General features: G+C 64.9%; 20 protein-coding genes. 3 read left to right on the top strand and 17 right to left on the bottom strand.

Features of this window, described 5'->3' with window-relative positions; all coding sequences use genetic code 11:
* Nucleotides 1-44: 44 nt before the first annotated feature.
* Together AC1VON_RS29285 and AC1VON_RS29280 are read right to left on the bottom strand one after the other, a co-directional pair.
* Nucleotides 45-1,157 (bottom strand): branched-chain amino acid ABC transporter substrate-binding protein, encoded by a 1,113-nt coding sequence (locus tag AC1VON_RS29285; protein WP_172349165.1) that lies wholly within the window; start codon nt 1,155-1,157, stop codon nt 45-47.
* A 141-nt stretch (nt 1,158-1,298) separates the two neighbouring features.
* Nucleotides 1,299-2,072 carry a GntR family transcriptional regulator gene (locus AC1VON_RS29280; RefSeq protein WP_172349166.1) on the bottom strand — a complete coding sequence of 258 codons (774 nt, stop codon included), beginning with the start codon at nt 2,070-2,072 and terminating at the stop codon, nt 1,299-1,301.
* Between the two features lie 110 nt (nt 2,073-2,182).
* Between AC1VON_RS29280 and AC1VON_RS29275 the strand changes: the two genes are divergently transcribed.
* The gene (locus tag AC1VON_RS29275) at nt 2,183-2,935 is read left to right on the top strand and encodes a pyrroline-5-carboxylate reductase family protein (RefSeq protein WP_483125771.1); all 753 of its coding nucleotides are present in this window, start codon (nt 2,183-2,185) and stop codon (nt 2,933-2,935) included.
* A gap of 23 nt (nt 2,936-2,958) precedes the next feature.
* On the opposite strand, the gene AC1VON_RS29270 is transcribed toward AC1VON_RS29275, so the two are convergent.
* From AC1VON_RS29270 to AC1VON_RS29240, 7 genes are all read right to left on the bottom strand, one after another.
* Complete coding sequence (locus AC1VON_RS29270) at nt 2,959-3,708, bottom strand: SDR family oxidoreductase (protein WP_483125770.1); 750 nt, start codon at nt 3,706-3,708, stop codon at nt 2,959-2,961.
* Between the two features lie 24 nt (nt 3,709-3,732).
* Nucleotides 3,733-4,656, bottom strand: a complete 924-nt coding sequence (locus AC1VON_RS29265; RefSeq protein WP_483125769.1) for a 3-hydroxyacyl-CoA dehydrogenase NAD-binding domain-containing protein — start codon at nt 4,654-4,656, stop codon at nt 3,733-3,735.
* Entirely contained in the window at nt 4,656-5,522 is an 867-nt protein-coding gene (locus AC1VON_RS29260) for a hypothetical protein (RefSeq protein ID WP_172349170.1), read from the bottom strand. The genes AC1VON_RS29265 and AC1VON_RS29260 overlap by 1 nt, the downstream gene beginning before the upstream one ends.
* Before the next feature lies 1 nt (nt 5,523).
* Nucleotides 5,524-5,847 carry an NIPSNAP family protein gene (locus AC1VON_RS29255; RefSeq protein ID WP_483125768.1) on the bottom strand — a complete coding sequence of 108 codons (324 nt, stop codon included), beginning with the start codon at nt 5,845-5,847 and terminating at the stop codon, nt 5,524-5,526.
* Nucleotides 5,848-5,926: 79 nt separating this feature from the next.
* Nucleotides 5,927-7,225, bottom strand: coding sequence for an alpha/beta fold hydrolase (locus AC1VON_RS29250; protein WP_483125767.1), 1,299 nt, complete (start codon nt 7,223-7,225; stop codon nt 5,927-5,929).
* 11 nt (nt 7,226-7,236) lie between these two features.
* On the bottom strand, nt 7,237-8,211 hold the full coding sequence (locus tag AC1VON_RS29245) for an alpha-ketoacid dehydrogenase subunit beta (protein ID WP_172349173.1): 975 nt from the start codon (nt 8,209-8,211) through the stop codon (nt 7,237-7,239).
* Nucleotide 8,212: 1 nt separating this feature from the next.
* Nucleotides 8,213-9,184, bottom strand: coding sequence for a thiamine pyrophosphate-dependent dehydrogenase E1 component subunit alpha (locus tag AC1VON_RS29240; protein ID WP_483125766.1), 972 nt, complete (start codon nt 9,182-9,184; stop codon nt 8,213-8,215).
* Nucleotides 9,185-9,286: 102 nt separating this feature from the next.
* Between AC1VON_RS29240 and AC1VON_RS29235 the strand changes: the two genes are divergently transcribed.
* Nucleotides 9,287-10,033: an SDR family oxidoreductase gene (locus AC1VON_RS29235; protein ID WP_172349175.1), complete on the top strand. Its 747-nt coding sequence runs from the start codon at nt 9,287-9,289 to the stop codon at nt 10,031-10,033.
* Nucleotides 10,034-10,063: 30 nt separating this feature from the next.
* Here the strand turns inward: AC1VON_RS29235 and AC1VON_RS29230 are convergent, their stop codons facing one another.
* The 4 genes from AC1VON_RS29230 to AC1VON_RS29215 are packed head-to-tail and all read right to left on the bottom strand — an operon-like array spanning nt 10,064 to nt 13,929.
* Nucleotides 10,064-11,803, bottom strand: a complete 1,740-nt coding sequence (locus AC1VON_RS29230) for a cobalamin-dependent protein (protein WP_483125765.1) — start codon at nt 11,801-11,803, stop codon at nt 10,064-10,066.
* The gene (locus AC1VON_RS29225) at nt 11,793-12,605 is read right to left on the bottom strand and encodes an alpha/beta fold hydrolase (protein WP_483125764.1); all 813 of its coding nucleotides are present in this window, start codon (nt 12,603-12,605) and stop codon (nt 11,793-11,795) included. Before AC1VON_RS29225 ends, AC1VON_RS29230 begins: the two co-directional genes overlap by 11 nt.
* Nucleotides 12,605-13,381: an aspartate dehydrogenase gene (locus tag AC1VON_RS29220; protein ID WP_483125763.1), complete on the bottom strand. Its 777-nt coding sequence runs from the start codon at nt 13,379-13,381 to the stop codon at nt 12,605-12,607. The genes AC1VON_RS29225 and AC1VON_RS29220 overlap by 1 nt, the downstream gene beginning before the upstream one ends.
* A gap of 11 nt (nt 13,382-13,392) precedes the next feature.
* Complete coding sequence (locus AC1VON_RS29215) at nt 13,393-13,929, bottom strand: cupin domain-containing protein (RefSeq protein ID WP_483125762.1); 537 nt, start codon at nt 13,927-13,929, stop codon at nt 13,393-13,395.
* Between the two features lie 147 nt (nt 13,930-14,076).
* Here AC1VON_RS29215 and AC1VON_RS29210 point away from each other — a divergent pair, with 147 nt between their 5' ends.
* On the top strand, nt 14,077-15,681 hold the full coding sequence (locus tag AC1VON_RS29210; RefSeq protein WP_483125761.1) for an FAD-dependent oxidoreductase: 1,605 nt from the start codon (nt 14,077-14,079) through the stop codon (nt 15,679-15,681).
* Between the two features lie 308 nt (nt 15,682-15,989).
* Here AC1VON_RS29210 and AC1VON_RS29205 read toward each other — a convergent pair whose 3' ends face one another.
* Genes AC1VON_RS29205 through AC1VON_RS29190 form a run of 4 tightly spaced genes read right to left on the bottom strand, consistent with a single transcriptional unit; the run spans nt 15,990 to nt 19,582 of the window.
* Nucleotides 15,990-16,766, bottom strand: coding sequence for an ABC transporter ATP-binding protein (locus tag AC1VON_RS29205; protein ID WP_483125760.1), 777 nt, complete (start codon nt 16,764-16,766; stop codon nt 15,990-15,992).
* 8 nt (nt 16,767-16,774) lie between these two features.
* Nucleotides 16,775-17,611 carry an ABC transporter ATP-binding protein gene (locus AC1VON_RS29200; RefSeq protein ID WP_483125759.1) on the bottom strand — a complete coding sequence of 279 codons (837 nt, stop codon included), beginning with the start codon at nt 17,609-17,611 and terminating at the stop codon, nt 16,775-16,777.
* On the bottom strand, nt 17,608-18,501 hold the full coding sequence (gene nikC, locus AC1VON_RS29195) for a nickel transporter permease (protein WP_483125758.1): 894 nt from the start codon (nt 18,499-18,501) through the stop codon (nt 17,608-17,610). The genes AC1VON_RS29200 and nikC overlap by 4 nt, the downstream gene beginning before the upstream one ends.
* Nucleotides 18,502-18,511: 10 nt before the next feature.
* A complete protein-coding gene (locus AC1VON_RS29190; protein WP_246740933.1) occupies nt 18,512-19,582 on the bottom strand; it encodes an ABC transporter permease in 1,071 nt (356 codons plus the stop codon).
* Nucleotides 19,583-19,586: the final 4 nt, after the last annotated feature.

Here is a 19,586-nt window from a genome sequence, read left to right as displayed (position 1 = left end):
GGAGCCGCTTCGCGCCTAGCGATGCGGCTCCGGCGGTCTGGGTGCTACTTCGAACCGACGAGCTGGAAGCCCGTTCCCTCCACCTTGTAGAGGTAGGATGGGGCGACTTTGAGTTCGCCGGTTTCGTCGAATTCCAGCTCGCCGACGACCGTCTTCGCCTTGACCGCATGCAATGCCGCGTTGAGGTCCTCACGCGTCAGGCCCTTGGTGGTCTTCAGCACCTGTTCCAGGATCTGGCCCTGCACATAGCCGTAGATGGAATACGGGCCGGCTTCCTCGCCATACTTCGCCTTGTAGAGCTTGGCGAAATCGGCGATCTCGGGCGAAGCATCCATCGGCGGCACCTGGATCGCGACAAGCGTGCCCTGGACATTGGCTTCGCCGGCCTGCTTGATGAGGTCCGGCGTGTAGCCGCCGTCCGGCACCATCAGCGCGGCGGCGATGCCTTGCTCGTGCATCTGCTTGGCGAACAGCGCAAGCTGCGGCATGACGGCGCCGAGATAGATCGCATCGGGCTTCTTGGACTTGATCTGGGCCAGCACGGCGGTGAAGTCCACGTCGGACGGCGCCACGGCAATGGTATCGAGGACCTTGCCCCCGCCGGCTTCGAAGTTCTTGGCGAAGATTTCGGAAATGCCCTGGCCGAAGACCTGCTTGTCGTTGACGATCACGGCTGTCTTGGCGCCGAGCTTGCCCAGCGCATATTCGGCCGGCAGCAATGCCCCGGCCAGATCGTTGGCCACCGGGCGCACCATGAACTTGTAACCCTGCTTGGTGAGAGACGGGTTGGAGCCGAAGGTCATGGTCGGCAGCGTGCAGTCTTCATAGATCGGCAGCGTCGACTGGGCGACGCCGGAATTGAAGTTCACCAGGCCAAGCACGACCTTGTCATTGTCGCAGAATTTCTGGGCCACGAGCGTTCCCTCGCGCGGGTCGGCCTTGTCGTCCTGCTGGTCATAGGCAATGGTGACGCCATTGACGCCGCCATCGGCGTTCAGCTTGTCGACGTAGAGCTTGAAGCCATTGTGCCAGGTGCTGCCGAAATAGGCCTGCGCGCCCGAGAGCGGCGCGGACATTCCGACGGTGATCTGCTCGGCCATGGCCGGCGCTGCAAAAAGCGAAGCGCCGAGAAGAAGTGTGGCGATAGATTTTTTCATCATGGTTCCCCTTAGCTGCTGACTACGACAGGGGAGGCCGTTCCGGTCTTCTTCCCCGTGTAAGCCCATCGAAGCAGACAAAGAGAGCGCCGTCAAGAAAGTGTCGACACTATTGCGTTCAATTTTGTGCTCAGATATCGATTATGCGTCGCGAGCCCTTCGGCGACGCTTCAGCTCGGCGCCGTTGTCGGGCGCGAAAACCTTGAGCAGGGCGTCCTTGAGCGCTTGCTGCGTGGCGGAGACGGTCATTTCGATATGTTCGCGCAACAATTTCGCGCCGTTCTCGGCGTCGCGCTTGACGGCGGCTTCGACGATGGCCGAATGGGAGGTGATCTGTGCCTTGTCATGCGAGGGGTGTTCGATCTGGATGCGCCGGATGAAGCGGATGCGGGCATTGATGGAGCTGAGCTGCCCGACGAGCTCGGGATTTCCGGACAGTTCGGCGATGAGCAGATGAAAGCCTTCGTCCTCGGCCAGGATGATATCCGGAGGCTGGTTCGGGTAGACATCGACAATCGCTTCCCAATACTGCCGCAAACGATCGATCTCGCTGTCGTCCGCGCGCTCGCACATCAGCTTGAAGGCGGCGCATTCGATGATGGAGCGCAACTCATAGAGATCGAGCAGGCCCTCGGTGCTGAGGCTCCTGACGAAGAAACCGCGATTGGGTGTGAGCGAAACGAAGCCCTCGGAGGCAAGCCGGTTCAGCGCCTCGCGGATCGGCGTGCGCGACACGCCGAGGCTGCGCGAAAGCTGGACCTCGTTGATGCGTTCGCCAGGCTTCAGCTTGAACTCGACCAGAAGCTTGCGGATGGTGAGGTAAGCGCGCTCGCTGCTGTCGGCGGTGCGGCGCGTCTCGGCCTCGTTGGCGAAGGACGGGTCGCTGTCGGCGCCAGTCTCGGCTCGTTCGGTCATGAAGGTTCCAATCCGGTTTGTCTGCAGGCTGTGTCGACACTTTATGGTGCATCTTTCTTTCCCAACTTCACAGGAATGGCAAGCCACAGGTTGCAGCGCGGGAGACAACTATGATCATCGGTATTCTTGGCGTCGGGCATCTGGCGGCATCCATGCTGGCCGGGTTCCGGCGTTCCGGGCTTGACCCCGCGGCATTCATCCTGTCACCGCGCGGCAAGGCTGCCGCGCTGGCCGCCCACCATGGTTTTCAATTGGCGGTGGACAATCGTGATCTCGTCGAACGGTCCGATGTCGTCATTCTGTCCGTGCGGCCCACCCATGCGCCGGATGCGGTTCAAGGCTTGCCGTGGCGCGAAGGTCAGGTGGTGGTTTCGGTCTGCGCCGGGGTTCTGCTGTCACGGCTCGATGTCGCGCCCGCGCGCGCTGTGCGCGCCATGCCGTTCACCGCTTCGGAGATTGCCTCCAGTCCAACGGTCTATTTTCCCGATATCGAGCAGGCGCGGACGGTTCTTGACCGGCTCGGCCCCTCGATCGCTCTTGCCAGCGAAACGGACTTCGAAGTGGCGACAGTCAGCGCCGCCGTGTACGGCTGGGCGCAGGATCTGATCCGCAACACAGCCGATTGGTCAAGCGCCAGGGGTCTCGACCCGGAAATCGCACGCCGGCTGGCGGCAATGACCTTCGTGGCGGCCGGACGGTTGATTGCGGAGAAGAGCGAGCCGATGGATCGGATGCTCGAAGAGCTGGTGACACCGGGCGGCATCACCGAGCGGGGGCTGCAGGTTCTTTCGGCGCGCGGCGTGCCGGCGGCCTGGAAGGAGGCCTGCGCGGCCGTGCTCGACAAATTGACCCGACCTGGCTGATGCGCGGCCTCTTTGAGGCGCGGTCACCGCTGCGGGGCTGGTGGATAGGTGTGGCCGCCGGCGGCTTGTTCGCTGGGCGTGACGGTCAGTTCGGCGATGTCGACATGGTCTGGCATCCGCAGCGCGGCGACAAGCACGGCCGCGATATCGGCCGGGCCGAGCGGCCGCTGCTCGCTGTACATGCGCTTGCGCAGGCCCTCGCGGTCGCCGTCGAAGGCCTTCAGGTAGAAATCCGTTTCCACACGGCCGGGCGCGATCTCGGTCAGCCGCACGCCGGTGCCAGCGAGATCGAAGCGCAGGATGCGGCCGGCCTGGGAAAGGCCGGCCTTGGCCGCGCCATAGGTCGTCGTGCCTGGAAACACGGCGCCGGCCGCCGTGCTGGTCAGGTTGAAGATGTGGCCACGCTTGCGCGCGATCATGCCAGGCAGCAACAGGCGGATGAGCTGCAACGGCGCGGTGAGGTTCAGGGCCACCACCTCGGCTGTTTCCTCGGCATCCTGCTCTTGAAGGGGACGCACTGTGGCCAGACCGCCGGCATTGTTCACCAGCACATCGATTTCCGTCGAACCGAGCGCCGAGGCGATCGCCTGATGGTCGCGCACATCGGCGACAAGCGGCTTGACGCGGGGTCCGAGCCGTTGCTGCAAGACCTGCAGCGCGTCATCGCCGCGCGCCAGCGCATGGACGGTCAATCCTTCCGCCACCAGGCTCTCGACGATCGCCGCGCCGATGCCTTTCGAGGCGCCGGTGACAAGGGCAGTACGGTAATCCATGGTTGCTCTCCAAAGCCGCTATGATCAAAGCGCGCCGCGTTCGGCCACCGTCTTCAAAATGTCGACGAGGCCGGCCTCGCGTGCCGCCTTCAGTTCGCGCTGGCTGCGCTCTCCCACGGCTGCATCCGTCGAAGCCGTGATCGCGCGGATCGTCTCGTCGTCGAGCTTGGCATCGAGCAGCGTGTCCCAGATCGCCTGATAGGTCGGGCCATATTTGTGCAGGAAATCCTCGATGCCATCGGCGTTGAGGCTGTTGGAAATGAACGAGCCCTGCAGCGTCCATTTCGGCCCCGGCCCGTACATGAAGGCTCGATCCACGTCCTCGACGGAGGCGACGCCATCGCGCACCAGCGCGATCGCCTCACGCCACATGGCGCCCATCAGGCGCAGGGCGATATGACCGGTCACTTCCCGGTTGAGCGTCACCGGCTTCTTGCCGATCGCCTCATAGAGGGCGCGTGCCCGGGCGATCGCCTGTGGATCGGTCGCCTTGCCGCCGACGATCTCGACCAGCGGCATCAGATGCGCGGGGTTGAAGGGATGACCGAGCACGATGCGGCCGGGCAGGCGGCATTCGGCCTGCATGTCGGACACCAGCAGCGCCGAGGAGGAGGACGCGATGATGACCTCGTCACCGACATGGTCTTCGATTTCGGCGAGCAGCCGGCGCTTGAGGGCCAGGTTTTCCGGGCCGTTCTCCTGCACGAAGCCGACGCCTTCGAGCGTCTCGGCGAGCGTCGGGAAAAGACGGAGCGCACCGGGCGCCGGCGAGGGACCCTTCAGGGCGTCGAGGTCGGCCATGAGGGCGGGCAACACCTCGCTGAATGCCGTCTCGCGCCGATCCGTGGGATCGAACACGCGAACCGCATGGCCGGCATGGGCAAAGCATGCCGCCCAGCGCTGACCGATCACGCCGAAGCCGACAATGCCGATAGTCGGCCTTTCCATCAGCTGGCCTTCCTGCCATCAAGCGCGACGCGAAAAGCCTCGTTGAGGTCGTTCCATGGGATCAGGAGATCGAGCCAGGCGCCGATCCGGCCAGCGACCAGGATTGCCTCGTCGATCAGGGCATCGAAGGGATGGCCGTCGCCCATCGCCGCCTCGAGCCGGAAAAGCAGAGCCGGCGTTTCTTCCATGTGACAGAAATCGCGCAGGCGGGTGCCGGTCTTGTTGAGCACGAGCGCCGCCGTCTGCCGCCGCACGGCCTCCTCCCTGCCGCGCGCCGCGCGGATCCACCATAGCAGCTCGTGCAGCACGCGCGCTTCCGACTCCGCCGTGAAGACGGGGCCGGCCGGGTGCATGATCGCGCGGGACGCGGTGACATTGCCGATATCGGCGGGACAAGCCGCCCACAACGCCTTGCGCGCGGCGATGATATCCTGCGGGAGCGGCGACGGCGCCGGCGGCTCGGATGCGCCGCCATCCGATCGGACCAGCGTGCCTTCCAGAATGCGTCGGCCCTGGTCCCGCTTCAGTGTCGCGGCGAGCTCGGCAATGCCTTCCACCGGTGCGTCAAGATGGCCGAGAACGGTGATCTCGGCATTCTCCGCCTGAAGCGGCGCGAAGGTGATTTCGAGGAACTGCCGCACCGGCCAGTAGATGAAGGCGCCGGCGGTCGCGGCGAGCACATGCGTCGCGCCCTCGACATCCTCCACGAAAGGCGCATGCCAGTAGATATGGCTGCCGGCGATCTTGGGCGTATGGAGTTGCAGGCGCATCGGCAGGGCCGAAAGCAAGGCACGGCGGGTGCGGTCGGCATTGCCGCTGAGCCGCAGCGGCCAGCTTTGCCCCTCGGCCGAGAAAATCAGGTCCATCTTATTTTCCCGGATTGAAGAACGAAACTGGCTTGAGGATCTGGTTGCGCATGTCGAGCAGATAGTCGGTCTCGATCACCTTGTGCCGGTAGGCCTGCCATTCCGGGTCGGCCTCCATGCGGTCGCGCCGCTCTTCCCGGTCGGCAAGGCTGTCATATTTCCACAGATGCACGGTGCGCGAGAGGTCGCCGATATGCGTCTGGAAGAAGCCGAAGGGCTCGCCCAGATAATGCCGCTGCATCGGCAGGCCGACCTCCTCGTAGAGAGTGAGGAAATGCGACAGCTTGTTCGGGCGAGCGGTATAAATGCGGTGGTCGAAGATCATCTTTGGCACTCCTTCTGGCATCTGCTCCGGCGCCCCAGCGCCGGTCAACGTGGTCTGTCTGCCTCTCGCGGTCGCCGGCTCAGCCGGCGCTTCGCACCGTCTCGGTTATCAGCCGGGCCGTGAGCGCCGGCGCCTCAATCTGCGCGACATGGCCGATGCCATCGAGAAGATGGACGCCGGCGAAGCCTGGCGCGCGGGCCGCATGGGCGACCGGGATGATGCGGTCGAGCCTGCCCCAGATGAGCCGCGTCGGGACGGCGAGTTCCGCGAGCGCGCTGCCAAGGTCGAAGCCTTGCGTGCCGTCGGGGAACAGGCTTTCGGCCATCGCAGCGAGCGTGTCGCGATTGCCGGTCTTTTCGATCTGCCGCAGCGCGGCCTGCGCGTAGCCGCCAGGCAAGGCCGAGGGGTCGCCGACCATGACCGCCAGCCACCGCTCCAGGGCCTGGACGGTTGTGGCGCGGGCGAGCCCGGCAAGGAAACCCGCATTGATCTCGGGGCCGAGCCCGCCGGGCGCCAGAAGCGTGACGGAGCGGACCGCCAAGCGGCCAAGCCGGGTGAGCGCGAGAGCCGCCGCGCCGCCGAGCGAATGGCCGACGAGATGGGCGTTGCCCACGCCCATTTCCTCCAGCCGGTCGGAGAGGAGGAAAGCGATCTCTTCGATGCTGCTCGCCGTCGTGGCGGCTTCACTGCCGTGGCCGGGCAGGTCGAGGCTGATAGTCTCGATTCCCGACCCGAGCAGCGGAACGACCTGCCGCCACACGGAGCGATCCGCTCCGAAGCCATGGATGAAAACCATCGGCACGGCTTGTCTGGCCAACGCCGGCGCGGCAACAGACGATGTCCGGCCCGGGGCCGGCGTCCGTAGGACCGTGGCATCCTGTCCGTTCGTGCGAGCGGCAAGGGTGGCATCGATGTCGCGCTTCTTGATGCGTCCGCGCGGCCCGCTTCCCGAAATGGCGGCAAGGTCGAGCCCGGCCGCGGCGGCAAGCCGCCGGGCAAGCGGGCTGGCGATCGGGCGGTTGCCGGGCTGCCGGATGGAGGAAGAGGCTTCGTCAGCCACAAGCTCGCGCGGCTTGGCTGCCGTGGCGGCTGCTATAGCCGGCCCGGGCAAGGCTGGCTGGCCAGCCGTCGGCTTCTCGTCCGCGATCGTGCCGAGCACGGCGCCCACCGGCGCTTCCTGTCCTTCGGCGAAGAAGATGTCAGCCAGCCAGCCGTCGCGGTCGGCTTCGATTTCGGTCGCGGCCTTGGCCGTCTCGACGGTGACGACCAGATCGCCGGCCTTGACCGGATCGCCCGGCTTCACCGCCCAGGCGATCACGAGCACGGCTTCCATGTATTCGCCACCGGCGCTGTCGATCGTGATCGGATGGGTTGTCATCGCCGCCTCCGTCACTTCAGCGTCTGCAGCGCGGCAGTGCGGATCTTTTCGGCATTCGGCAGCATCGCCGTTTCCAGCGGTTCGGAGTAGGGGATCGGCATGTCCGGCAGGGTCACGCGTGCGACCGGCGCGTCGAGCTCGTCAAAGGCGTGGTCCATGATCGTTGCCGAGAGCTCGGCGGCATAGCCGCAGAAGCGCCAGCCTTCGTTGACCACCACGGCATGGTGCGTTTTCGAGATGGAGGCGACGATGGCGTCGACATCGAGCGGGCGCAGCGACCGCAGGTCGACGATTTCGGCCGAAACGCCGTCAGCGGCGAGGAGGTCGGCGGCCTTCAACGCCTCCACCACCATCTTGGAGGTGGCGAATATCGAAATGTCGCTGCCCTCGCGCATGGTCGCGGCCTTGCCGAGCGGCACCGTCACATCGCCATCCGGCACCTCGCCGCGAATGTTGTAGAGCAGCTTGTGCTCGAGGAAGACCACAGGCTGGTCGTCGCGGATCGCGGCCTTCAGCATGCCCTTGGCGTCGGCGGGCGTCGAAGGCGCGACGACCTTGATGCCGGGTATGTGGGCAAGCATGGAATCGAGCGCCTTGGAGTGCTGCGCGCCGGCACCGGCGCCGCCGCCGCCTTGCGTGCGCAGCACGAAAGGCATCTTCACCTGGCCGTTCCAGATGTAGTTGTAGATCGAGGCCTGGTTGACCAGGGCATCGAGCGTCAGCGGTATGAAGTCCGCATACATGATTTCCAGCACCGGACGGGTGCCGGTCATGGCCGCGGTCACCGCCATGGCGGTCATCGCCTGTTCGGATATCGGCGTGTCGCGCACGCGCGTCTCGCCGAATTCCTCCATCAGCCCTTTCGTCACTTTGAAGACGCCGCCATAGCGGCCGATGTCCTCGCCGAAGAGGAAGACGGAAGGATCGGCCTGCATCTCTTCGCGCAGCGCCGCGTTGAGCGCCTCGGCGTACCGCATCATGGCCATGTCAGTGCGCCTCGCTGTAGGGATTGCAGGCTTCGTCGACGGAAAATTCCGGCAGGGGATCGGACAGCGCGGTCTCGAAGGCTTCGGCCACCTCGGCCTTGGCCGCCGCCTCGATGTCGGCGAGCTTAGTCTCGCCGACATCGCCAAGAAGTGCCTTGCGTGAAACCAGCAGCGGGTCGCGTGCCTTCCAGGCGGCGATGTCTTCCGGCTTCTGGTAGCCGCCCATGTCGGAGGTGGAAAAGCCTTCGATGCGATAGGTCTTGCATTCGACCATGCCGGGGCCTTCGCCGCGCCGGGCACGCTCGGTCATGGCTGACACGGCGCGGTAGACGGCGACGGCATCATTGCCGTCGACGATCTCGGCCGGTATCGCATAGCCGGCGGCGCGGATCGACAGATCCGCGACCGGCGACTGCACATCCGAGGGGACGGTCAGGCCGAACTGGTTGTGCTCGAGCACGAAGACGACAGGCAGCTTCCACAGCCCGGCCATGTTCATAGCCTCGTGGCAGATGCCGGTCTGGGCGGCGCCGTCGCCGAAGATACACATGGCGACGTTGCCGGTGCCGAGAATCTGCATGGAAAGCGCCATGCCGGTTGCCGCCGGGATGCCCGCGCCGACAATGGCATTGCCGCCGATCACGCCCTTTTCGGCATCGGCTATCAGCATGTGGCCGGCGCGTCCGCCGCAGGCGCCGGTGGCGCGGCCGAGGATTTCGGCGACCACGGGGCGCATGGCCATGCCCTTGCCGATATAGACCGCGTGGCCGCGATGGGTGGTGGCGACCTTGTCACTCGCCTCGAGCACCGCCGTTGCCGCGACACCGACGGCTTCCTGGCCGTCGCAGCGATGGATCGGACCGCGCGTGCGGCCTTCCTTGTGGAGCGCGCCAAGGCTCTCTTCCAGATGCCGCACCAGCAGCATCCGGCGGTAGATTTCCAGGTGTTGTTCGACGGAAGGAGTGTTTTTCACTGATATCTCCGATCTCGTGTCGAAATTAAATACAAAAGTGTCGACACTTTGCAAGGGCTTCTGCAAGATGGGGACGAACAAATCTGGAAAACAGGATCAACAATGCGTTTGAAGGACAAGGCGGCGATCGTGACAGGCGCGGGAGCCGGCATCGGCGCCGCCGTGGCGGAACTGTTCGCAAAGGAGGGCGCGCGCGTTCTGGTCGTCGACCGGGACGGTGGCAAAGCACGGGAGGTTGCGCACGGAACGGGTCAGCTGGCGATGGAGGCCGATGTCTCGGACGAGAGTTCCGTCATGGCCATGGTGGCGCGCGCCCAGGAGGCGTTCGGGCGCATAGATGTGCTTGTCAACAATGCCGGCTACGGCATACGCGGCTCCGTCGTCACCACCGCGGCGCAAGACTGGGACGCGCTGATGGCCGTCAACCTCAAGGGCGTCTTTCTCTGCTCCAAATATGCCGTTCCGGTCATGGCCGCGGGCGGCGGCGGAGCGATCGTCAACACCGCCTCCAATGTTGCCCATGTTGGGATTGCCGACCGAGCGGCCTATGTCGCGTCGAAGGGCGGCGTCGCGGCGCTGACACGCGCCATGGCGCTCGACCACGCGGCGGAGAAGATCCGCGTCAATGCCGTGGCGCCCGGCACCACCTGGTCGAGTTATTTCGACAAGATTCTCGAAACCCATTCCGACCCCGAGGGCTTCGTCACGGCGTTGAATGCACGCGCGCCGATGAACCGCGTTGCCCAGCCCGTCGAGATCGCGCAGGCGATCCTGTGGCTTGCGAGCGACGAATCCTCCTTTGCGACCGGCTCGATCCTGACTGTCGACGGCGGCATGACGGCCTGGTGAGATGCGCGCCCGTCCGGCCCATGGCGGGCGTCACCGGCCGTTCGGGATGGAGCGCAGGGCGACGAGCATCGCATCGAGATCGGCGCATGGCACGCAGCCGAGCTTTGCGATGTCCTCGGTCACATCCACCGGCAGGCCGGAATTGGAGTCCTTCGGCACTTCGTTCAGCCTTCCGCCGATGAGCACCGGCAGGACAAGTCCGCGCGCCACCATCGCTGCCTTCACCGCCTGCGCGTAGCGAAGCGCCACGCCATTGTAGGTACTGACGGCGATGGCATTGGCCCCGCTCTCAGCCGCGTGGGCGACAAGCGCTTCGGGATCGACGGCCACGCCGGCATCGGCAATGGCAACGCCCAGGCCGGCCAGCGCCTGTTCGACGAGATACTTGCCGTGCTCGTGCACGTCTGTCGTACCGATGCAGACGATCAGGGGTTCTCGGCTTGCCAACGGTGTCTGCGTCGAAACCCAGCCTGCCGCCTTGTGGTTGAGCTCGCGGGCCCATTCGGCATGGATCAGTGGCGTGCGTCCGCGCCCGCTTGCCGCGCCGGGGCCGAAAAGATCCTCCAGGCGCTTCGGTCCCATGCGGCGGATGGCGAGCATCAGCGCGGCCGGGTCTTCGGTATCCACCCCCCGCTCGGCCAGCCCCTTCATGACGGCGTCGGCAAAACGGCGTCCGCCTTCGACCAGCACATCGGCCATTGCCTCCGCCTTGGTCCAATCGAAGACCGGGTCGTAGAAAGGGGCGTGTAGCGTCAGCCGGTGCGCGAAGGTCTGCGCGTCGATGATCTCGTCGACATCGGGAATCCGCTGGTTCTCGGTCACCGGCACGGGATTGATCGCATGGCCGGACGGCCACCGCCCGACCGCCAGTATGTCGGCCAGGAGATAGCTTGCCAGGCTGGCGTAGTTGCCCGCCGGGGTCGACTGGTAGGAGACGGTGTTGCCGAAGATCATGGTGCCCGGCGTGTCGTTGACCCGCACCAGCGCGGCATGGAAGGCGGTGCGCGACAGCGGATCGCTGAAATGGTGGCCGTAGCAATGGGCGAGGCGCGCGCCGATTAGCTCCTCGACGATGTGCTTTTCGATCAGCACCATGCCCAGCGCGCAGGCCATGTCGATAAACAGCCCGGCAAATCCGTCGTCGAGATTGGAATGGACGAGGATCTCGGCATCCTGCGCGGCGATCAGGCCGAGCGCGGTGACGGTCGCCTCGGTGGTCGCCACATCGTCGTCCCAATAGGGCAGCCGGAAAGTGAAATACTGCCCGAGATTGCCGACCGCCGTCGCCCCGGCGGCGATAGCCGAGCGGGTGTTTTCCAGCGCGCCAGGCAGGCCGAGCATGAAGTCGCCGAAATGGGCGGCGGCGGGTGCGGCATTGGTGATGCGGGCAAAATCCTCGGGACCGGTGAGCACGATGCCGGTGCCGCGCGCCGCCTTGGCGCGCATGGCTTGCGGATAGCCCATCGACCAGTCGAGGGTGATGCCGAAACGGTCGACCGTCACCCCAGCCTCGCGGCATTGCCCGTGCACTTCCCCGATCGCCGCGATGGTGCGGTCGACGCTTCTGAAGCCGATATGGGCGTGCTGCATGACGCGCTTCTCGGCCGCTGCCTTGCGCTTCCAGGCGGCCTCCGAAGGCATGCCGGTTTCAGTGAGGAAGAGGCAGCTGCCGAGCCGCCAGTCGCGCGCCATGGCGCGCCCTTCGGCGAGGAGGCCGGCGCCCGGCTTCAGGCGCGGATCGATGAGAGCGGCGGCGATTTCAGCGGTCATGATATTTGCTCTCGGCCCCGGCGATGAAACGGCGAAGGATGGCGGCAAAACCCTCGGGATCGGCGAGAGGATGAAAATGCGCGCCGGGAACAGTTACATGGTCGGCACCCGGTATTGCCCTGGCGATAGCCTGCGAAAGGGTGGGCGGCGTCAGGATATCGCCAGCGGCCGCTATCACCTGCACCGGGGCGGCGATGCGCGGCAGGTCGGCAAGGCGATCGTGGTCGAGCAGCATGCGCACGCGCGCCGCGGCGACGGCGAGTGGCGCCAGCGTATGCGGGGCGCCTGCGACCGCCGCGTCGAGTTGCCCGGCATGTGTATCGAGGTAGGACGGTTCGTGGCACAGCACATGGCCAAGGCGCTGAAAGGTTTCGGCCATGCCGGCATCAAGCAGTTCGGCACGGGCGCCAAAGAGCGTGCGGAAACGGGCGTCGGCCTGCGCCCAGGAGCTGCTGATCGTATAGCTCAAGCCGATCTCGGCATGATCGAGCGCCAGCACCTGCGCGATGGCGCCACCGGTCGAATGCCCAACAATATGAGCGGGACCGCCCGTCCGAGCCAGCAGGCCGGCAATGTCGCTGGCGATCAGCGGAATGGAATAGCGGCTGTTCGGGCGATCGCTGCGGCCCGCGCCGCGATGGTCGGTGACGATGATGCAATGGTGGGCCTCGAGCAGCCGAACGACGCCGGCCCAGAACCTCCCATCTCCGCCGAGCCCGGGGATGAGGATCAGGCGCGGGCCATGGCTGCCTGATGTCTCGTAGTGGATGCGGCAACCATCGGCGGCGGCGAAGAAGGGCATCAGTGATGGCCTTCCTGGTCGAGCAATTCGCGAAGGGCCGCGACGAGGCTGAGCGCGGTGAGCGCCGAAGTCTTGGGATTGTCGGGCGAGGGCGCGTTGACGAGATGGAAGGAGGCGGCGCCGGCGGCACTCTCGACTTCGATTTCGTGGGTGTTGCCGGAAGCCGCCGGATCGGCAACCACACGCACCGTCACCTTGTCGGCGCCCGCCGCCAGCGCCACGGCGAAAGCGGCATTGAGGTTTTTTGGATAGCGCCTTGCCGCCTCAGCGGGCGTGCCCTCGAAGAGGGTTACGGCGCCATTGTCGGCTGAACGGCCGGCGGAAGCCAGCTCCGCCGTCCAGGCGGCCGGCGGCTTGCGCGAGGTATAGCGGACGCGCGCATCGGGAAGTAACGCTATCGCCCGCAAATAGTCGAGGCCTCCCAGGGCGCCCGACGGCAGGACCAGGCGCGCGCCTCCGATGCGCGCGGCATCAGTCAGCCGGGCGGCAAGCGCCGGATCGGACAGCGCGCCGACCGAAGCGATGATGGCCGGGATGCCGGCTTCAAGAAGCGCGGGCACGCAGGCGGCCACCGCTTGCTGGCTCGCCGCCTCCACCACCGCCGCGGGGCGTGCGTCGATCAATGCTTCAAGCCGCGTCACCGCGCTGACATGTGCCGGCAATGCCCGGCTGGCGCCTTCGCGCAACAGCGCCACCCAGCGAACCGCATCCGGCGGGAAAGCGCGGACGATCTCGTGCGCGATCGCACCGTAGCCGATGAGGCCAATCGTCAGCATCCTGGCCTGCTTCAGGAGGTCTGTTTCGTGGGATCGAACTTGTCGGCGAGATCAGCCCCGAACACCGTCTTGCGCTCGATCTCCAGCACGTTTTCCGGACGCGGAAAGTTGGACGGCACGCGGTCGCCTGGCTTGCGCGGTTTGCCGATCAGGCGGAAGAAGTCCTCCAGACCATTGGGCACGATCAGCCAGATCCAGCGCAGCCGCGTCTCGCCATCGTTGATGAACATGTGCCTGACATTTTTCGGCAGGAACACCACGCTGTCCGGGGTCAGCGGATATTCCTTGCCGTCGATGACGGCACGGCCATGGCCTTCGATGACATAGACCGTCTCCTCGTTTCGGTCATGCGTGTGCTCGCGCACATAGCCGCCGGGCGCGACCGATTGAGTACCCAGTGCGAAGGGGTGCTCCATGCCGACGATATGCGGCGCCAACGCCACGTCGATATGGCCGTTTGCCGGTACCGGCTGCCAGTAGCTTTCGCGGGTTTCGGATCCGGAAACATGGATGCCGGACGGAGCGGCTGGGAAGCGGGTATCGTCCATGGTTTCTGCCTGTCTAAAGAGCTGCGGGATCATGCCGGGGACGCTGGCAACCTGAGGGAAGCTACAATGCAAAAAGTGTCGACACAAGAGTAGACAGATCTAATTTCCTGTTCCTATAGTGACACTATGAAAAGCAGGGGAACGCCAGTGGACGAATTCGACGTTCTGGTCATCGGTTCGGGCTCGGCGGCTTGCTCAGCGGCCCTGAGGGCCGCCAAAGGCGGTCTCAAAGTGCTGGTCATCGAGAAGACCGAATGGTTGGGCGGTACATCGGCCATGTCCGGAGCCGGTGTATGGATACCGGCCAATCATGTCGCGGCCGAAGCCGGCATCGCCGACAGCCGCGAGGACGCGCTCGCCTATCTGCGCGCCGTCGCGCCCGAAGGGTGGGAGCGGAAGGAAGACGCGCTCTGGACTGCCTTCGCCCAGGCGGCGCCGGATATGCTGCGCTTCCTCTCCGGCAACACGCCGCTCGACTTCCGCCTGATCAACGAGCCCGACCCTTTTGCCGAGGCGCCAGGTGGCAAGCTTTACGGCCGCATGCTCTCGCCCAGACCGGTCAGCCGCCGCATCCTGGGCAGGTTCGCATCCAGCCTGCGCCGCTCCACCTTGCCGCACAGTTTCACCTACCAGGAGATCGTCGACCTGGATCTCTATCATCACCCGATCCGCGCGGGATTCAAACTCTGGCCGAAGCTCCTTTGGCGATGGCTGACCAATTCCGGGGGGCAAGGCACGGCACTGATGACCGGGCTGATCAGGGGCTGCCTTGATGCCGGCGTCACCTTCAAGCTGGGAACGCGCGCCATCACCCTGCTGCAGGATCTGGACTCACGTATCACCGGCGCGGAGGTGGAAAACGAGGGTCAACGAAAGAAGATTGTCGCGCGCCGAGGCGTCGTGATCGCCACCGGTGGCTTCGAATGGGACAACGAGATGCGCAAGCGCCATTTCCCCGGTGCATTCGACCGGATCGGTAGTCCGCGCGGCAACGAGGGCGACGGCCAGAAACTTGCGGCGTCCGTCGGCGCGCAACTGGACCATATGGACCAGGCGAACGTCTATCCCTGCCTGCCGACGCGCTACCAGGGACAGCCCCACGGTCTGCCGATGACATTCCAGGCCGAGCCCCATTCGATCGTGGTCGACCGTCACGCAAAGCGCTTTATCAGTGAAAACGCCTTCAATATCGGCGAGGCGATCGATGCACGCGGACCCGACGGCGCGCCCATCCATCTGCCTTGCTACCTCGTGGGCGATCATCGTTTCCCGCGAACCTCGCTACCGTTCCGCTGGTACGCCTCCTATGAGCGGGACTGGGTGAAGAAGGCGGATACGATTGCCGGCCTTGCCGCAAAACTCGGATTGCCGCCGGCAGCGCTCGAGGAGACGATTGCCCGCTGGAATGGCTTCTGCGCCAAGGGGCACGATGCGGATTTCCAACGCGGCGAGAACGGTTGGGAGGCATACAAGGCGCATGGCCCGGAGAACCGTCTGAAGCCGATAGACAAGCCTCCCTATGTCGGCATGACGATCAATCGCTCTATTCTTGGCACCAAGGGCGGCGCCCGCACCAACGAGCGGGCGCAGGTGGTGAGACCGGACGGCTCGATCATTCCCGGCCTCTACGCGGCAGGGCTTGCGATGGCCAACCCCATCGGCACGCGCGCCGTAGGAGCCGGCACCACGCTCGGCCCCAACCTGACCTGGGGCTTCATCGCGGCCGAGACGATCCTGCATCAGAACAGGTGATCGCGCACGGAAAAGGACGAAGACCTCCGACCGTCGTCCTTTAAAAACAACAAAGATCAGTGTTTGCCACACGTCCTGCGGGCTCGCCACGACCATCGACCATGGCGCTTCACAGCCGTATCGGGACGAAATGAGAGGAATTGCCACAGCCAAGCAGAGTGCACTGCACTGAGACCTGCAACGAGGATTTCCCCGCCCGGTCGAAGACGCCCCCATGGACTTATGTGCATCATGCCCAGAGCGCTGACGACCTTGATGCCCCTCTTTTCCGAGATTTCGATTGGGCATGCGGCGTCATGGAGTTTGTCTCAGGTTTCCTGCCAGAGATCCTCCAGGAGTGCGCGGTCATAGCCGCCGCTTGCCCGCAGAAGCTGGCGCGAATAGGCGTGCTGGAACTTCCCTTGTGCCAAATCGGAACTAGTCCCGGTTTCCAGGATACGTCCACCGTTCATTACCGCGATCCGGTCGCACATGTAGGCGATGACCGCCAGATTGTGGCTTACCATGATGGTCGTGAAGCCGCGTTCCCGCCGCAGCCGCCGCAACAGGTTGAGCACCTCCGCCTGCACTGAGACGTCAAGTGCGGACGTCGGCTCGTCAAGGAGAAGCACCCGGGGTTCCAGAATGATCGCGCGGGCGATCGCCACCCTCTGGCGCTGTCCTCCGGAAAGCTGATGCGGGAAGCGGAAACGATGCTCTGGCTTCAGCCCGACATCGGCCAGTGCACGTTCAACCCGTTGCTCGATGTCCGGTAGGGAGTGGATGCGGGCTGGCTCCGACAGCACCTTGTCGATCGTATGTCGAGGGTGCAGCGATCCGTAAGGATCCTGGAACACCATCTGCACGAGGCGACGCTGCGCATGGCTGCGGGAGGGCCGCGCCTCCGTGCCGTCAATACTGACCGCACCGGCATAGGCGTCGATCAAGCCGGCGACGGCATTCAGCACGGTCGACTTGCCCGATCCGGATTCGCCCACCAAGCCGAATGCTTCGCCATGAGCGACATCGAACGACACGTTGCGCACGGCGGCCAGCCGCCTTGCGCCCTTGCCGAAGCTGACGCAAAGGTCGGAAATCCGGATCATCGGCTCGCTCATTTCGCCCAGCCGGCATCGCGCTGCAGGACGGGCAGTTCCGCCCGGTCGTCGCCGAGGCGCGGCATTGAAGCCATCAGGCCACGCGCGTAGGGGTGCTGGACCTTGTCGAGATCGCTCGCCTTCACGGTCTCGATCACCTTGCCGGCATACATGATCATCACCCGGTCGCAGAAGGCAGAGACCATACCAAGGTCATGGCTGATCAGGATCAGGCTCATGCCGCGTTCACGGACGAGGTCGTCCAGTATCGCGAGGACCTGAAGCTGTACCGTCATATCGAGAGCGGATGTCGGTTCATCGGCAATGAGCAATTGCGGTTCCGGGACGAGCATCATGGCGATCATGACGCGTTGTCCCATGCCGCCGGAAAGCTGATGTGGATAGAGGTGGTAGACCGTTTCCGGATCGCGGATCTTCACCGCTTTCAGCGCCTCGATCGCGCTTTCGCGGGCTTGACGGCGGTTGTTGGCGACATGCAGGCGGTAGGATTCCTCGATCTGGTGCCCGACCTTCATGACAGGATTGAGCGAGAATTTCGGATCCTGCAGCACCATCGAGATGCGCTTGCCGCGGATATGGGGCATTTCGGCTTCGGGCAGTTTCAGGAGATCCTGTCCCATGAACGACAGCCTGTCGGCACTCACTCGTCCAGGGGGTGGCACCAGCCGCAAGATCGAGCGCCCGGTCAGGGATTTGCCGGAGCCGGATTCACCGACGATGCCCAATCTTTCACGTCCAACCGTGAAGCTGACGCCGCGCACCACGTCGACGTCCCCGTGATGGGACGGGAAGGTGACGCGCAGGTTCTCGACGTCCAGGACCGGCGCGCTCATGTCCGCTTCGGGTCCAGCACGTCGCGCAAGCCGTCACCGAGCAGGTTGAACCCCAGGCTGACGATGAAGATCGCAATGCCTGGAATGGTCGCCACCCACCATTGGTCGAGCAGATAGTCACGTCCCGTTGAGATCATCGCGCCCCATTCCGCCGTCGGCGGCTGCGCTCCCAATCCGAGGAAGCCCAGGCCTGCGGCGGTCAGGATGATGCCCGCCATGTCGAGCGTCATGCGCACGATGACCGATGCGGCGCAAAGTGGCACCATGTGATGCCAGATGATGCGGAAGGCCGAGGCGCCCTGCAATCTCGCCGCCTTGACGAAATCGGCGTTGCGCGCGGTGATCGTCTCGGCGCGGGCAATGCGCGCGTAAGGCGGCCATGAGGTCAGCGCGATGGCGATGATGGCGCTTTCCAGGCCGGGCCTGATCGCTGCGACGAAGGCCAGCGCCAGGATGAGCCGTGGGAAGGCGAGGAAGATATCGGTGATGCGCATCAGCACGACGTCGACAGCGCCGCCGAGATAGCCCGACACCGTGCCGATCAGAAGCCCAATCGGCACGACGATGATGACCACCATGAGGACGATGGTGAGGGTGATGCGCGCGCCATGGGCGACGCGCGAGAAGATGTCACGGCCGAGTTCGTCGGTCCCGAACCAGTGCTCGGACCCGGGCGGCTGGAGCCTTGTGGCAAGCGATTGCAAGGTCGGCGACTGCAAGGGCAGCACCGGGGCGAGGACCGCGACCAGAATCAGCAGCGTGACAATCGCAAGGCCGATCATCGCCAGCGGGTTGAGGCGAAAGGCCAGCCAGTTGCGATACCAGTGACCGATGGAGGCCTGACGCCGCGAGTGCGGCGTGTCGGTGAGCAGCCATTCGCGTGCCGTCATGCGCGCGCCCTCATGTTCGCGCCCTCGGGTCGAGAAGCCGGTAGAGCAGGTCGCAGAATACATTGAGGCAAACGAAGATCGCGCCGATCAGCATGGTGCCGCCGAGCACGGCGTTCATGTCGGCGTTGAACAGCGAGCGGGTGATGTAGAGACCGAGCCCCGGCCATGCGAACACCGTCTCGGTCAGCACCGCTCCTTCGAGCAAGGACGCGTAGCTCAGCGCGACGACCGTAATCAGCGGCACGACGATGTTGCCAAGCGCGTGGCGCCAGATCACACGACGTTCCGGCATGCCTTTCGCGCGCGCCGTCAGGATGTATTCCTGGCTGAGCTGCGCCAGCATGAAGCTTCGCGTCATGCGCGAAACGTAGGCGAGGGTCAAGTAACCGAGCAGGCTCGCCGGCAGCACCAGATGCGAGAGCGCATTGGCGAACACATCCCAGTCACCGGACATCGCGCTGTCGATGGTAATGAGCCCGGTGACCGGCTCGACCAGGCCATCGTAGCCGATGTCCAGCCTGCCCGGTCCAGCGACGAGGCCGAGCCAGGCGTAGAGGACAAGGAGGCCGACAAGGCCCATCCAGAAGATCGGGATCGAGTAGCCGACGAGGCCGACGACACGCGTGACGTGATCGATCCATCGACCGTGATGCGTGGCGGCAACGACACCGAGTGGAATACCGACGACGACGCCGATCAGCGTCGCCGCGGTGGCGAGCTCGAGCGTCGCGGGAAAGAATTGCGCCAGGTCATAGAGCACCGGACGCGACGTCATCGCCGAGGTGCCGAAATCGCCCTGCACGACCTTGAGGAGGTATATCCAGAATTGCTGATAGATCGGCAGGTCGATGCCGAGTTCTTGCCTGGCTCGCGCATAGGTCTCGGGCAGCGCGCGGTCGCCGACGATGGCAAGGACCGGGTCTATCGGGACCACGCGCCCGATGATGAAGGTTATGAAGATCAGCCCGAGCAGGGTAAGGGCCAGGATGCCGGCAAAGCGGACAAGTTCGTAAGCAAACTCGGTGACGCGCGGTTGCCAGCTGGCAACCGCGCGTCCCGTCGAAGTCATGTCACTGGCCATCGGC

It is taken from the genome of Mesorhizobium sp. HAY1-8B (assembly GCF_056868045.1).
Note: the sequence above shows the minus strand (reverse complement) of the source record. Positions and strands in the feature narration are given on the sequence as shown.